The sequence below is a fragment of the Sutcliffiella halmapala genome (assembly GCF_002019665.1).
Lineage (GTDB): Bacteria > Bacillota > Bacilli > Bacillales > Bacillaceae_I > Sutcliffiella_A > Sutcliffiella_A halmapala.
Genome location: NZ_KV917375.1, coordinates 3,910,496 through 3,924,577, shown reverse-complemented (window position 1 = coordinate 3,924,577; position 14,082 = coordinate 3,910,496). Strand labels below are relative to the sequence as shown.

General features: G+C 37.8%; 16 protein-coding genes and 1 pseudogene. 11 read left to right on the top strand and 6 right to left on the bottom strand.

What is annotated here, in order from left to right; all coding sequences use genetic code 11:
* Window positions 1-29 precede the first annotated feature (29 nt).
* The 3 genes from BK580_RS19330 to BK580_RS19320 are packed head-to-tail and all read left to right on the top strand — an operon-like array spanning window position 30 to window position 2,281.
* Window positions 30-779, top strand: a complete 750-nt coding sequence (locus tag BK580_RS19330; RefSeq protein WP_078381911.1) for a methionine ABC transporter ATP-binding protein — start codon at window positions 30-32, stop codon at window positions 777-779.
* Complete coding sequence (locus BK580_RS19325) at window positions 772-1,434, top strand: methionine ABC transporter permease (protein WP_078381910.1); 663 nt, start codon at window positions 772-774, stop codon at window positions 1,432-1,434. Before BK580_RS19330 ends, BK580_RS19325 begins: the two co-directional genes overlap by 8 nt.
* Window positions 1,435-1,453: 19 nt before the next feature.
* Entirely contained in the window at window positions 1,454-2,281 is an 828-nt protein-coding gene (locus tag BK580_RS19320) for a MetQ/NlpA family ABC transporter substrate-binding protein (RefSeq protein WP_078381909.1), read from the top strand.
* 74 nt (window positions 2,282-2,355) lie between these two features.
* Here BK580_RS19320 and BK580_RS19315 read toward each other — a convergent pair whose 3' ends face one another.
* Entirely contained in the window at window positions 2,356-2,640 is a 285-nt protein-coding gene (locus BK580_RS19315) for a hypothetical protein (RefSeq protein ID WP_078381908.1), read from the bottom strand.
* A 240-nt stretch (window positions 2,641-2,880) separates the two neighbouring features.
* Between BK580_RS19315 and BK580_RS19310 the strand changes: the two genes are divergently transcribed.
* The 5 genes from BK580_RS19310 to BK580_RS19290 all read left to right on the top strand — a co-directional run bounded on the left by BK580_RS19310 (window position 2,881) and on the right by BK580_RS19290 (window position 7,364).
* Window positions 2,881-3,945: a DmpA family aminopeptidase gene (locus BK580_RS19310; protein WP_078381907.1), complete on the top strand. Its 1,065-nt coding sequence runs from the start codon at window positions 2,881-2,883 to the stop codon at window positions 3,943-3,945.
* A 59-nt stretch (window positions 3,946-4,004) separates the two neighbouring features.
* Entirely contained in the window at window positions 4,005-4,700 is a 696-nt protein-coding gene (gene vanR / locus BK580_RS19305; RefSeq protein ID WP_078381906.1) for a vancomycin resistance response regulator transcription factor, VanR-F/VanR-M family, read from the top strand.
* Entirely contained in the window at window positions 4,693-5,808 is a 1,116-nt protein-coding gene (locus tag BK580_RS19300; RefSeq protein ID WP_078381905.1) for a sensor histidine kinase, read from the top strand. The genes vanR and BK580_RS19300 overlap by 8 nt, the downstream gene beginning before the upstream one ends.
* A 96-nt stretch (window positions 5,809-5,904) precedes the next feature.
* Window positions 5,905-6,750, top strand: coding sequence for a VanY-A/VanY-F/VanY-M family D-Ala-D-Ala carboxypeptidase (gene vanY, locus BK580_RS19295; protein WP_078381904.1), 846 nt, complete (start codon window positions 5,905-5,907; stop codon window positions 6,748-6,750).
* 50 nt (window positions 6,751-6,800) lie between these two features.
* The gene (locus BK580_RS19290) at window positions 6,801-7,364 is read left to right on the top strand and encodes an alpha/beta fold hydrolase (RefSeq protein ID WP_078381903.1); all 564 of its coding nucleotides are present in this window, start codon (window positions 6,801-6,803) and stop codon (window positions 7,362-7,364) included.
* A gap of 122 nt (window positions 7,365-7,486) precedes the next feature.
* Here BK580_RS19290 and BK580_RS19285 read toward each other — a convergent pair whose 3' ends face one another.
* Window positions 7,487-7,969: a DUF2798 domain-containing protein gene (locus BK580_RS19285; RefSeq protein WP_078381902.1), complete on the bottom strand. Its 483-nt coding sequence runs from the start codon at window positions 7,967-7,969 to the stop codon at window positions 7,487-7,489.
* A gap of 225 nt (window positions 7,970-8,194) precedes the next feature.
* Here BK580_RS19285 and BK580_RS19280 point away from each other — a divergent pair.
* Window positions 8,195-8,380 (top strand): annotated as a pseudogene (locus BK580_RS19280) (ATP-binding protein); the annotation flags it as partial.
* 169 nt (window positions 8,381-8,549) lie between these two features.
* Here the strand turns inward: BK580_RS19280 and BK580_RS19275 are convergent.
* Both BK580_RS19275 and BK580_RS19270 read right to left on the bottom strand, forming a co-directional pair.
* Window positions 8,550-9,551: a FecCD family ABC transporter permease gene (locus tag BK580_RS19275; RefSeq protein WP_078381900.1), complete on the bottom strand. Its 1,002-nt coding sequence runs from the start codon at window positions 9,549-9,551 to the stop codon at window positions 8,550-8,552.
* Window positions 9,551-10,582: a FecCD family ABC transporter permease gene (locus BK580_RS19270; protein WP_078381899.1), complete on the bottom strand. Its 1,032-nt coding sequence runs from the start codon at window positions 10,580-10,582 to the stop codon at window positions 9,551-9,553. The genes BK580_RS19275 and BK580_RS19270 overlap by 1 nt, the downstream gene beginning before the upstream one ends.
* Window positions 10,583-10,699: 117 nt before the next feature.
* On the opposite strand from BK580_RS19270, the gene BK580_RS19265 reads away from it, so the two are divergent.
* A complete protein-coding gene (locus BK580_RS19265) occupies window positions 10,700-11,692 on the top strand; it encodes an ABC transporter substrate-binding protein (protein ID WP_078381898.1) in 993 nt (330 codons plus the stop codon).
* Between the two features lie 251 nt (window positions 11,693-11,943).
* On the opposite strand, the gene BK580_RS19260 is transcribed toward BK580_RS19265, so the two are convergent.
* Window positions 11,944-12,546 (bottom strand): NADPH-dependent FMN reductase, encoded by a 603-nt coding sequence (locus tag BK580_RS19260; protein WP_078381897.1) that lies wholly within the window; start codon window positions 12,544-12,546, stop codon window positions 11,944-11,946.
* Between the two features lie 236 nt (window positions 12,547-12,782).
* Here BK580_RS19260 and BK580_RS19255 point away from each other — a divergent pair, with 236 nt between their 5' ends.
* Window positions 12,783-13,139 carry a winged helix-turn-helix transcriptional regulator gene (locus BK580_RS19255; protein ID WP_078381896.1) on the top strand — a complete coding sequence of 119 codons (357 nt, stop codon included), beginning with the start codon at window positions 12,783-12,785 and terminating at the stop codon, window positions 13,137-13,139.
* A gap of 86 nt (window positions 13,140-13,225) precedes the next feature.
* On the opposite strand, the gene BK580_RS19250 is transcribed toward BK580_RS19255, so the two are convergent.
* Complete coding sequence (locus BK580_RS19250; protein WP_078381895.1) at window positions 13,226-14,044, bottom strand: SDR family oxidoreductase; 819 nt, start codon at window positions 14,042-14,044, stop codon at window positions 13,226-13,228.
* Window positions 14,045-14,082: the final 38 nt, after the last annotated feature.

The following is a 14,082-nucleotide window of genomic DNA, read 5'->3' as shown; positions in this document are numbered from 1 at the left end:
CCTTTCAATTAATAGAGAGGGTTTTTTTTATGATTAAATTACGGAACGTTAGTAAATATTTTTCACAGTTTCAGGCTATTAAGTCTGTATCTTTAACGACCAATAAGGGCGAGATTCATGGAATTATTGGTGCAAGCGGGGCCGGTAAATCAACATTGCTGCGGCTCATGAATTTGTTGGAAGTGCCAGATGAAGGGGAAGTGGAGGTAAATGGTCAACGGTTAACGAGCTTGAGTAGCAAAGAGCTTCGTCAGGCACGTAAATCGATTGGGATGATCTTTCAGCATTTTAATTTGGTATCGAATAAAACGGTTTATGATAATGTTGCGGTTTCCTTAGAATTGGCCAGCTATCCAAGGAAAAAACGGCACAGCCGCGTAGTAGAGTGTCTTCAATTTGTTGGGCTAGAGAGTTTGATGGAAAAATATCCAGCACAATTAAGTGGAGGGCAAAAGCAGCGTGTTGCGATTGCTAGGGCTTTAGCGAATAGTCCGCAAGTTTTATTATGCGATGAGCCAACCTCTTCACTTGATCCAAATACAGCTGGTGAAATACTAGGGGTATTAAAAAATATTAATCAACAACTCGGTGTGACCATTGTTTTTGTTAGTCATGAGATGGAAGTGATTAAAAGTATCTGTAATCGCGTAACGGTCATGGCAGATGGAGAAATCTATGAAACGGTGTCCATTGAACCAAAAGGGATTCAACATTTAGATAATAATCCAAAATGGTTTGTGGAGCAGCTAACAAAGGATGGTGAGACGGACCATGCCTGAGATTTTAGTTCAATATGAAGCAGAAATTTTGCGGGCTATTGGCGAGACTTTTGCTATGGTGGGTGTTTCTATTTTAGCTGCGATTCTAGTAGGGCTTCCAGTTGGGACGTTGCTTTTTCTTTGCAGGAAGGGCAAAATGCTAGAGAACCGATTTGTTTTTTCGACATTGAACTTATTGGTTAATATTACTCGTTCTTTTCCGTTTTTATTATTGGTTGTATTTTTAATCCCATTTACAAGGTTCATTATTGGAACCGCCATTGGTACAGCAGCAGCAACTGTTCCGTTATCGATTATCGCAATTGCGCATTATTCGCGATTAGTCGAACAATCTTTATTGGATGTACCAAAAGGCGTGATGGAAGCGGCTATTTCGATGGGGGCCTCTGTTAGGGAAGTAGTCTTTAAATTTCTTTATGTGGAAGCTCGTTCTGGGCTTGTTCTAGGTTTAACCACATCGATTATTAGTTTTATATCCTATTCTACGATAATGGGAGTGGTCGGTGGAGGAGGTATCGGAGACTTTGCGATTCGGTATGGTTATCAACAATTTAAAACAGATTTGATGATCTATATGATTATTATAATGGTCATATTGGTACAGCTCATCCAATTTATTGGAACAACTGTATCAAGAATGATTGATAAAAGGTAAATAACAGGAGGAAAACAACATGAAAAAAATACTCTTTTTAATAACGGCGGCTATCTTTATTTTAGCTGGTTGTGGTCAAGGTAATGAAGCGAACGAAAGTGGAGATGTACAAAATAAAGATAGGGAAGAAGTAACATTGAAGGTAGCTTCGCTAATTCCTCCAATGACAGAAATCTTGGATCTTGTGAAACCAAAGCTAGCTGAGGATGGTATTACTCTAGAAGTGGTTGTGTTAGGTGATAATGTTCAGCCTAACAGTGCACTTGCTGCAGAAGAAGTAGATGCAAACTTCTTCCAACATGTTCCTTACATGGAAGAGTTCAATCGAAATAATGATTCAGAGTTAGTTCCAGTAACACCTATCTATTTTGCAAATTACGGTGTGTATGCGAAAGAATACAACTCTATGGATGATTTACCTGAGGGTGCAGTCATTGCCATTGCGAATGACATTTCCAATATCGATCGTTCATTGGCTTTGTTAGCTCAACATGAAGTGATTACGTTAGGTGAAAAAACAGGAAACTACTATACACAAGCGGATATTGTGGACAACCCGAAAAACTATGACTTTAAAGAAGTAGATTTATTAATGTTAGCAAGAATGTATGATGATGCAGATGCAGTAGTCATGACACCTGCCTACGCTTCGCCACTTGGATTAACACCAAAAAGTGATGCGCTACTTACCGAAGGAGTAGACAACGACTTTGCCATTACACTAGTAGCACGAGAAGATAACAAGGACTCAGAAGCAATTCAAAAGCTAGCCGAAGCGATGACGAGTCAAGAAGTACGCGAGTTTTTAGAAGAAAATTATGATGAGACGGCTATTCCAGCATTTTAAATAAGATAAGAGACCAAAGAGACCACGGGGACTGTCCCCGTGGTCTCGGTAGTGAAGTAAAAAGAGGTTGGGGATTACATTCTCCCAACCTCTTTTCCATTGAACCAGATAATTATTTCGTTTTGTAACTCTTTCAGTTTACCTCTCTTGGTCAAAAATAGATGGATAAAGTGGATAGAAAGAAAATAAGTGACTGCTACTCCATTAAGTGACAAGCGAAGCTGCAAGAGTCTTAAGGGTTCGATTAAACTGCTGAATAGAAAGCTGATGATCCAAAGCGCCACTAATACGAGGAAGCCGATCCAGTACCATTTTATCTTAATGGATTCGGGTTGATTGCCTTGATATAGTTTCTCCATGATGCACGCTCCCTGGTTGTGCCTTAAAGAAATCAACTGTATACTTTTATGTTAGTATTTTGGTGAAAAGAACGGTGAGCATGGTCCAGTTTGTTGCCGAATAAAGGTTTTCTGAGATTTTTGCAGAAATGGTTATTGTCGAAAAAGATAATCTTAGTTTATTGTCCGGTGAGGAAGTTATTTTTGACAGTAATGATTACTAATCTGATATAGGAAAAAAGTTATAAAAGGAGATTCCAAATGCTCAATCAAAAAAGAATACGAGATTACGGAGTTAAAATAGGACATCTGGAGCCAGGGTATCATAACGCAATTACAGATGTAGCAGGAGTAACAGTCGGCCATGTGACGCTTAGTGATAAAATGATGCAAACAGGTGTCACTGCTATTTTGCCGCATCAAGGAAATGTTTTTAAAGAGAAGCTGATTGCCTCTAGTCATGTGATTAATGGATTCGGAAAAACGATGGGAACCATTCAACTGGCAGAGTTAGGCACCTTGGAAACACCGATTCTTTTAACGAATACTTTAAATGTTGGGACTGTGGCAGATGCCTTAATTGACTATATGTTAGAACGAAATCCTGAAATTGGTCGAACTACTGGAACCGTTAATCCTATCGTTGGAGAATGCAATGATATGTTCTTAAATGATATAAGAGCAAAGTTCGTGAAGTCGGAGCATGTGCTTCAAGCAGTAGAAAATACTTCGACTGAATTTGAAGAAGGAGCGGTTGGTGCAGGAACCGGCATGCTTTGTTATTCCTTAAAAGGTGGAATCGGCTCTGCTTCTCGAATAATGGAATTGAACCATGGAAAGTACACAATAGGTGTTTTGGTCTTATCGAATTTTGGAATTTTAAGTGATCTTAGGATAAATGGTAAGGCGGTTGGCCAAGAGCTGAAGGAAGCAATGGACGAATCGTATAAGGAAGAGGATAAGGGGTCCATCATGATTATTGTTGCAACTGATCTACCTGTATCAGAAAGACAATTGAATCGAATTATAAAGCGTTCTGTCACTGGATTATCAAGAACTGGTTCTATTATTACAAACGGAAGTGGCGAGATTGTCATTGGTTTTTCAACTGCAACTAAAATACCACATGAGAAACCAGAATATTGTCTATCGTTGCCGATGATTCATGAAGAGGAAATCGACTTGGCATTTAGGGCAGTTGGAGAAGCGACGGAGGAGGCTATTTTGAATTCTTTAATTACGGCTGAGGCTATAGTGGGTCGGGAAGGAAATAAGAGACCTGCATTAAAAGATTTAATAGAAGAGTTTAAGATTTCTTTATTCTAGTAAAACTTATAGTTATAATAATCCTTTTTTCGTACTACTGGATAGGAGCGGTTTAAAAGATGAAACTAATATCAATTTTAATTGCTGATGATGAAGAGGAGATTGCGGATTTGGTGGCAATTCATTTAGAACAAGAAGGTTATCGTGTCATTAAGGTAACAGATGGCCAGGAAGCTATTCATGTAATCCAATCTCAGTCTATTGATTTGGTGATTTTAGATATTATGATGCCAAAAATAGATGGTTATGAAGTAACACGTCACGTTCGTGAACAATATAATATGCCTATTATTTTTTTGAGCGCTAAAACATCTGATTTTGATAAAGTGCATGGACTAGTAATCGGAGCAGATGACTATATCACTAAACCATTCACCCCTATTGAATTGGTTGCACGAGTAAATGCTCAATTAAGACGCTCTATGAAATTGAATCAACCAATAATTAATAGTAAATCTGTCTTGGAATATGGGGGACTAATGATTTCCTCTGAACAAAGGTCAGTTTCACTTTATGGTGAAAACATCGAACTTACACCTAAAGAGTTTGATATTTTATATTTATTAGTCAGTCATCCGAAAAAAGTCTATAATGTAGAAACTATTTTTCAACAGGTATGGGGGGAAGCCTATTTTGAAGGAGCTAATACTGTCATGGTCCATATCCGTACCTTGAGAAAAAAGCTTGAAGATGATAAAAGAAAAAACAAATTAATTAAAACCATATGGGGAGTTGGGTATACGTTTAATGGCTAATAACTTTTTACACAGCTTTCGCTCTAGGATGCTTTTAGTATTTGGATTAAGTATGTGTTTGTCTGGAATCATTACATATTTATTTTTTAAAGTACTGCAATTCTACTACCATACTTCCGTCCGTTATGAAGATCCCCTAGCACGTTTTCGTCTATTTGTAAACAATATTGGAGATATTAACTTCTTTTTATTGATTTTTATCCCCTTAGCTATTTTGTTTTTCTTTTTGCTAACGAAGTCCTATTCTATCTATTTCAACGAGATATCAAAAGGGATTAACAAGCTTGCTCGTGGTGACTTCAGTCATAGAGTAGAAATATCATCTAATGATGAGTTTAGCGAAATCGCCAAAGGTATTAATATAGCAAGTGAGAAATTAAAAGAAGCTGTGGAAAGAGGAGATTTCTCAGAAAGCAGTAAGGATCAATTGGTCGTGAATTTGGCGCATGATTTACGTACACCACTTACTTCTGTTTTGGGCTATTTAGATTTAATTCTAAAGGATGAAAATTTGACAGAAGAACAACGCAGGCATTTTTTAACGATTGCTTTTACTAAGTCTCAGCGGTTAGAAAGACTTATTGATGAATTGTTCGAAATAACAAGAATGAATTATGGTATGTTATCCGTGAAGAAAATGGAGATTAATTTACATGATCTTTTATATCAATTAACGGAAGAACTGTACCCTGTCTTCGAAAAGAATGAATTAAAAGTTAGAATGAATGTCACCAGTCATTTAACGATTTTGGGTGACGGAGAGTTGTTAGCACGTGTGTTTGAAAATCTTATGACTAATGCCATTCGTTATGGAAATGAAGGTCAATTTGTAGACCTTAATGGTTATATTGATTCTGGGGAGGTGGTTGTTCAGGTCGTGAATTATGGAGATTGTATTCCTCCTAATGAATTGCCGCATCTTTTTGATATATTTTTTACTGGCGATCAGGCACGAACACACCAAGAAGGGGGTACTGGTCTAGGTTTATTCATTGCAAAAAATATCGTGGAACAACATCATGGCACCATTACGGCTACAAGTGATCTAATACGTACAGTATTTGAGGTGCGTTTGCCACTGGGAAGTGGAGCAATAGAATATGAATAAATTTAAGAAAAACTTAAACAATACCCTACTATTTATTTAAAAAGTTTATCCTATTCTATTTATATGTTGTACATGGAATGAAGGAGGAAACGAAAGATGAAGAAGTGGGGATTTTTATTTTTAATGGTATGTTGCTTGTGTATCGTAGTCATAAAAATGAACGAAGATAAAGTAGAAATTCAAAGATTTAATCAAGAATTCTCGAATGAATATAGTGAGAAAACAGAGATTTCAAGAGAACAAATCTACCAGGGAAACCTGCTCCTAGTCAATAATGAATTTCCGATTCACAGAGATAGCATTAAAACGGATATTGTTAATCTATTTGGAAATGAAGATTTGACAAAAGGGTTTCAGGTGCTCAAAACTGATATCAGTTTATCAGAGGATGTCGCCCGAAAGTTTTCTGAAATGGTTTTAACCGCAAAAAAAGAAGGAGTTCGAAACTTTTCTATAAGTAGTGGCTTTCGAAATTTCGAGGAGCAACATGCACTATATGAAGAAATGGGTGCGGACTATGCTTTGCCAGCAGGTTATAGTGAACATAATCTAGGTCTATCGCTTGATGTCGGATCAACACAAATGACGATGGATAAAGCACTAGAAGGGAAATGGATTGAAAATAATGCTTGGAAGTATGGCTTTATTTTACGCTATCCAAAAGATAAAACGGAAGTGACTGGGATTCAATATGAACCTTGGCATATTCGCTACGTTGGCTTACCGCATAGTGCCATTATGAAAGAGAAAAATTTTGCCCTCGAAGAATATCTAGACTATCTAAAGAGAGAAAAGAACATTTCTGCTAGTGTTAATGGGAAAAAATATACGATTTCTTATTATCCTATTAATCAAAGTGTGACAATTGATGTACCAGTCGATCAACAGTATGAAATTTCTGGAGACAATATGGGTGGCGTCATTGTGACCGTTCAACATTAGTAAGTGACTTTTATAAATATCTTAGTTATTAAATGGAGAGGTGAATTCTCTTGGACAAACTATTATTCATCCATAGCGCAGGACCACAAGAAAGGCAGGAAGGTAGTAGTGGATTAATTACCTATGTAAAGCAGCATTTAGGTAAGGAATATGAGGTTATCCATCCAAACATGCCAACTCCTGAGGCTCCAAGGTATCAGGAATGGAAAAAGGTATTCGAGGCCAACATTAGAAGTATCCATGGGGAAGTCGTGTTGGTCGGTCATTCAATGGGAGGTGCGTTTTTAGTCAAGTATCTTTCCGAAGAATCAATAACTATTCCTATTAGTGGATTGTATATCATCGCGTCTCCTTTTTGGGGATTGGATGAGGAGTGGCAAAGTTGCGATGATTTTTTCCTTCAGAAAGGTTTTGAGAACAAGCTTCCAGAAATGAAAGAGTTAGTTTTCTATCATAGTCGTAATGAGGAAATTGTTCCGTATTCCCATCTTGAACATTATACAAAGAAGATTCACAGGACTGAGATCCGTGATTTGAACGGCAGTGAGCACCTTTTTCAAAATGGTTTGCCAGAACTTGTACAGGATATAAAAAATGCGTTTTTAAAAAGCTAGGTATCTTGGTATAGAGCACGAGATATAGTCCTTTTTGCTTTTTTCTCTAAAATGAAAACGGTTGGAAAACCTGTCCCAATAACCCTAAAGCAAGCAAGCTACTGAATATAGCTTGCTTGTTTTTACATATTTAATTCTGGATTTGGTGTTAATGGTTTAATATATTTAGTTAATAGTTTACGTGAAATTGGTCCAACAACAAGTAACTGAGCTGGAAGTGCCACAATAAAGTTTAGACCAACTGTTTTAAGGTAAGCAGTGAAAATGGAACCTTCAATACCTGTCAGTAATGCTGTTAACATCAGCCCGTATACTGACATAATTAGCACCATTGCAGGGACCATACAAAAAGAAAGCACGATAATAAAGTTCATTTCTTTCGATTTATCGTAAGGCAGGGATAATGCGAGTTTCCGCGCTTTCGGTTCCACTAATGACTCTACGATAAAAGCGACGATAAATGTTACGACAAATTGAATTACTGCGTTCCATACTGTAAACGATGAAAATCCGTGTAAAGCTGTGTTATAAACTGACATGATTAATACCATTCCAAAACACATAAACATTCCGAAAATAATTCCTTCTTTTTTAGTACTAGGCAATTAAAACATCCTTCCTTTTAGAGAATAAATGTAATTATATATGTTTAAATTTTTTTACATAAGTGACATTTTTGTGAACGTTTATTATCTAAGGGTCAGTGGTAGGAGTCAACGTTGTTAAAAAGGAATTCAACAGAAATAATTGTTAGTTTAGATTTTTTGGTTGGAAAAAGTTACAGATAAACTTCTATGTAATATCTATAAAACTAAGAAAAATCTTTTAACCGTTATTACAGGGGGATCCATACAGAAACTAGAATAGAAGGGTCAGGTCTTGGAATGAGCATTGCGATGCAGATAGCCAAACTCCACAAAGAATCGGTTTCTGTTGAATCGGAAGTTGGTATTGGAACAGTCGTATTTATAACTCTAGCACTTGGAGGAAAGTTGTTAAGAGGTTTGTTTGATTAACCCATCAAGATGTTTAAAAAATAATTCTTCACCTTTTAAGTAAAACCAGCACTTTTCCGCAATAAGGGAGAGTGCTGGTTTTTGTAGAATGATCGATGTACATAAAACAGAAAAATGAAAGGATTTGTAAATAATTATTCAATCCTGATGTAGCTGAACAGGGAATTTTCTACACATTTTTAATGAGTAAATAAATAAAGTAAGGTGCACCCAAAATAGAGACGACGATTCCGACTGGTAGTTCTACTGGCGCCATAATGACTCGCCCGATGGTGTCGGCTGATAGAAGAAGTAAGGCACCAAGAACTGCTGTTAGCGGAAGTACTTTTGCATGATTAGCTCCTATTAATCTTCTGGTAATATGCGGCGCAATTAAGCCAAGAAACGTGATGCCTCCACCAACAGAAACACAGGCACCTGCAAGCGCGACGGAAATAAGAAGGAGTAATCTCCGTTCTCTTTCGATTCGTACACCTACGCCAATCGCGATTGGATCGCTGAGTCGCAAGATATCTAATACTCTTGATTTATAGATTGCTATGGGAATTAATAGGATGAGCCAAGGAAGTAATGCCCAAACAAATGTCCAATTGGTTCCCCAGATTGTACCTGATAGCCAGATAATCGCCTTCATGAAATTCAATGGTTCCATTTTCATTTGGAAAATAATCAAACCAGAACCGAATGCTGCATTAATTCCAATTCCGACTAATAAAAGTCTAACAGGTGTCACCCGGCCGTTTTTCCAAGATAAAACATAGATTAAAAATGCTGCAAAGAAAGCACCTACTAACGCAGTAAACGGCATGATAAATATCGCTATCGAGCCATTGAAAAAGCTAGTTCCTTGAAAAAAGAACATATAGAGGACGACAGCAAGGCCAGCTCCTGAATTGATGCCCAAAATACCAGGATCAGCTAATGGATTTTGAGAGATACCCTGAAGAATCGCCCCTGAAACCGCGACCCCAGCACCAACAAGAATTGCGAGGATGATGCGAGGTAACCGAAATTGAAAGATTGTTAATTCATTTTGAGCGGTACCATTTCCAAATAAGGTAGCAAATACATCCATAAAAGGAATCTTAATTTGGCCGGCATTGATGCTGATGACTCCCATAATAACGATCAGAATTAATGTTGAAATTAGCAAGGTGTTAAATTTTTTCATTATAATCCCCTTCCTTCCTTACGAGCTAAATATAGGAAAAAGGGTACACCGATGATGCTTGTAATTGCTCCGACAGGGGTTTCAAACGGTGCGTTCACCATCCGGCCGACTATATCGGCTGTAAGTAATAGAACTCCGCCTAATACGGCTGAAGTAGGGATGATCCATCGATAATCTGTTCCTACTAAAAATCTTGTAATATGTGGAATAACTAACCCGACAAATCCTATCATTCCGGCAATCGACACCGCCGCTCCTGTTAACAATAATACAACAATCATTCCTGAGAATTTGACGGCAGTGGTACTTTGGCCCAAACCTTTTGCCACTTCTTCACCTAAGCTAAGAATTGAAATCGAGCGAGAAAGGATTAAGGCAAAAACGAGACCTGCAACGATGAAAGGTAGAGCAAAGAAAATATGCTGCGGCTGGACGCTTGAGACGCCACCAGCAAACCAATAGCTAATATCCTTTGAAATGTTAAACTTAAGTCCAATCGCTGTTGAGAGCGAGCTAAGCAATGCTGTAATTGCTGAACCAGCTAACGCCAACTTAACGGGAGTTATTCCCCCCCTAGAAAACGATGTAATCCCAAAGACTAATAAGGAACCTACTCCAGCTCCAATAAATGAAAATGTCATTAATCCGAGGTAGGTAATCCCTGGGATGATGGCAAGGGCAAGCGCAATGAAAAAGGCAGAGCCGCTTGTCACTCCCATTATGGAGGGGGAGGCCAGCGGATTCCGTGTCATTCCTTGCATAATAGCCCCTGATACAGCTAACGCAGCTCCTACAGAAACCGCGGCAATAGCACGAGGAAATCGTAACTCGCGAATAATAATATGGGCAGAATTATCTGGGTCAAAATCAAATAAAGCATTTAATACATCACGGTAGCCTAAAGATGCAGCCCCAAAATTGATAGAAATAACAATGGATATAAACAAACCAATGACACCACTAATTAATAAGCTTATCCGAAGAACTCTCTGTTTTGGGGTAGATGAATTGATTCCGGTATTTTCCTTCATAGTTATGTACGCTCCAAAAAATAATGATTGACAATAATAGAATAATATATTTTAATGAAAACGATAATCGTTATCACTGATAAATATTATTCTATCATACTTGTAGGGGGATTCGTAATGCTTAACGGAGTAAAAATGAAAAAATTTATACAGATTATTGGAGCTGGAGTATTAACACTATCTTTAGCAGCCTGTGGAGAAGAAACTTCTAAACAAGAAGCTTCTGATCAAGAAGAAACAAACCAATCAGAAGAGACATCACAGGAAGCAACAACAAGAACATTAACTGATGCAATGGGAAATGAGATTGAGGTTCCCATTAACCCGGAACGTGTTATTGCAACTTATCTAGAGGATAATCTTGTGGCGCTTGGCATTAAGCCTGTGGCACAGTGGAGTGTCAATGATGGAGCAAGCATCCAGGGGTATTTACAAAATGATCTGAATGGAATTCCAACGATTCCACATGATCTTCCATTTGAAGCTGTACAAGAAATGAACCCTGACTTAATCATTATGGATTCTGCTAGTATGGTAGAAGGCGGGAAGTATGAGCAATATAGTAAAATTGCGCCAACCTATGTAATTGGTACTGAGGTAAATAACGACTGGCGTGATGAATTAATTCGCGTTGGACAAGTATTTGGTAAGGAAAAAGAAGCGCAACAGGCGTTAGATCAATATGATGAGAAAGCGGCACAGGCTAAGGAAACCATTAGCTCAGAAGTAGGAAATCCTTCTGTTGCAGCGGTTTGGTTAGTAGGTGGCAAATTCTTTATGGTTAGTGAAAACTTATCAAGTGGTGCCGTAATGTACGGTGATTTAGGTTTGGAAGTTCCTGCGGTAGTAAAAGAAATTTCTGCTAGCGCTACTGGAAATTGGAGTGAAATTTCATTAGAGAAACTTGTTGAACTAGACGCGGAACATTTATTCTTAATTAATAGTGAAGCTTCTAGCTCTGCAACATTAAGTGAGGCACTATGGAAAAGCATCCCGGCTGTAAAAGCTGGAAATGTTCATGAATTTTCTCCTGATGAAAGCTGGTTATACACTGGTACGATTGCTAACGAGCAAATTATTGAAAATATTTTAAAAAGCATTGTGAAATAGTTAGGAAAGAAGCCGATTTCCTTTTTAGGAGATCGGCTTTTTATATTTCTAGCAAATTTATCATGCAATAAATCATCGGTTTATTATCTGAGTAGTGAACTTTGTTTCCTCGTCTTTCTTAGAAAATTAGGGACAAACTCAAAGAGTAAAGCATAAGAACAAAGAAAATGGAGTAGCAAAAGTGGTGAAAGTGTAGCATATCAGAAGCAGTATTATAGGCTTCTGATAATGCTATTTAATCCACAAATGACTTATTTTCGTAAGGTTTTTAATGCACCGCTCCAAGCATTCACTTGGGCGAGCATTTCATTCACATTTTTTTGATGTAGTTCAGCTGGCTTGAACGTAGTATAGTTTTCAAAGTCAGTGAATAAGGAAAATGTAGGATGTACGCGAACGTCCGCAATCATTAATTCACCCATAATTCCACGTAAATGCTCAGCCGCACGAGCTCCACCAGTTGATCCATAACTTACGATCCCTGCTGCTTTGTTATTCCAAGCTTCGCGAGCAAAATCAAGTGCATTTTTTAATGCTCCTGTAATACTGTGATTGTATTCCTGCACGATGAATACGAATCCATCTAAGCTAGCAAGCTTCTCATTCCATGCTCCAATTCCAGGTTCTGTGCCGTCTGTCGTTCCTAAAAATGGTAATTGAAAGTCAGCGATATCTACGATTTCATAGTTTGCATCTTCTCGTTTTTCCGCTATTCCTTTTACCCACTCTCCAACTTGAGGACTTACTCGACCATCGCGTGTACTTCCTAAAATAATTCCGATATTTAAATTTCCATTTGACATTGTTTCTTCCTCCTTAGTTTGTGCTCCAAATATTTTCTTTAAAATGCTCATTTGTTATACCACCATTCATTCTCAGCTGGTATCTCCCTTTAAAAATCGAACAATAAGTGTTTCAACTAATACTTTTGATTAATTTTTTTGAATTCAAATAGTTTATATATTTGTAATCACTCCTTCTTGTTCTCATTTAGTTTCTATGGTTATAATAATCCCTAAGAATAGTTGTTGGAAGTAGGCACATTAATGTGTCATAGTATACAAAAGGATACCTTAAGAGGAGTGGCGAGATGACGGAAGATTGTAATGGTACGGTTGAGGCAGCGCTTGTTATTCTTGTTGGAAAATGGAAGCCTGTGATTCTTTATCATATACTTCACAAAGAAACTCTACGGTTTAGTGAACTGCAACGTCTAATCCCTGGGATAACGAAGAAAATGCTTACGAGTCAATTAAGGGAACTAGAATATCACGATATTATTAATCGTAAGGTCTATGCACAAATTCCGCCAAAGGTTGAATATTCGATAACTGATTATGGAAAGAGCTTAATGCCATTATTAGAAACGATGCATGAGTGGGGAGTAACCCATCTACAGCATCTTGACGAGCTTTATGGAGAGAAGGAGATGCAGCAAGGAAAATAAAACAGAGCTGATTAGCTCTGTTTTATTTTTATGGGAGTTAGAGGATGCCTTGTTTCAATTAAGCCTGTTAGTCTGATTCCTCTGGGTCAATCATATTGTTGTGCGATTTTTTCTAGATATTGTTCAATGGGGATGGAGTTACGAAGCGCCAATAACTCATTCCCCGCTTGGCCAATCACGGTACGGAATTGCTTGCTCTTTCCTGTTGCAAGACCTGCGATGGCATTTACGATTGTCTGTGGATCGTCTAATTGAGCATCTGGGGTGTTCGCCATCAGAGTTTCCACTTTGTTCATCAGTGTATCATAAGCCGATATCGTTTCATTGTTATTCCAAATGATGTTATTTTTGAAATTGTTTCCGGATGAACCTCCTTGTTCTATTAACCTAAGCTCAATATTCAACGGTTTTAATTCGTAGTAAAGTCCTTCTGTTAAGCCCTCCAAAGCAAACTTGGACATATTATAGAGTGAACCAAGCGGTACGGCAGTTGTAACACCCATAAATGAGCTAATATTAATGAACATGCCTCCGTCGTTAGCTCTAAAATGCGGCAAGAATTTACGAATCACATTGATTGGACCTCGAGTGTTAACGGCAAACTGCCAGTCAATCGTTTCTTCTGTAGCTAATTCCAATGGCCCGTAAGAACCTAGTCCGGCATTATTGACAACCACATCGATTCGGCCAAAGGTGGTAATGGCTTGATCAACGGCCGATTGAACCTGCTCCAGATTTGTAACGTCTAGCTTGAAAATTTTTATGTTAGGATATTTGATCAACTCTAATTCATTTTCTGGTGTCCGCATTGTTGCGGCTACGTTCCATCCCATTTTGGCAAAATGAATTGCTGTTAATTTTCCTAACCCAGAACTTGTTCCCGTAATAAAAATGGTTTTGCTCATACAATCCTCTCCTATCACTAATAGTGTATTAATAATTT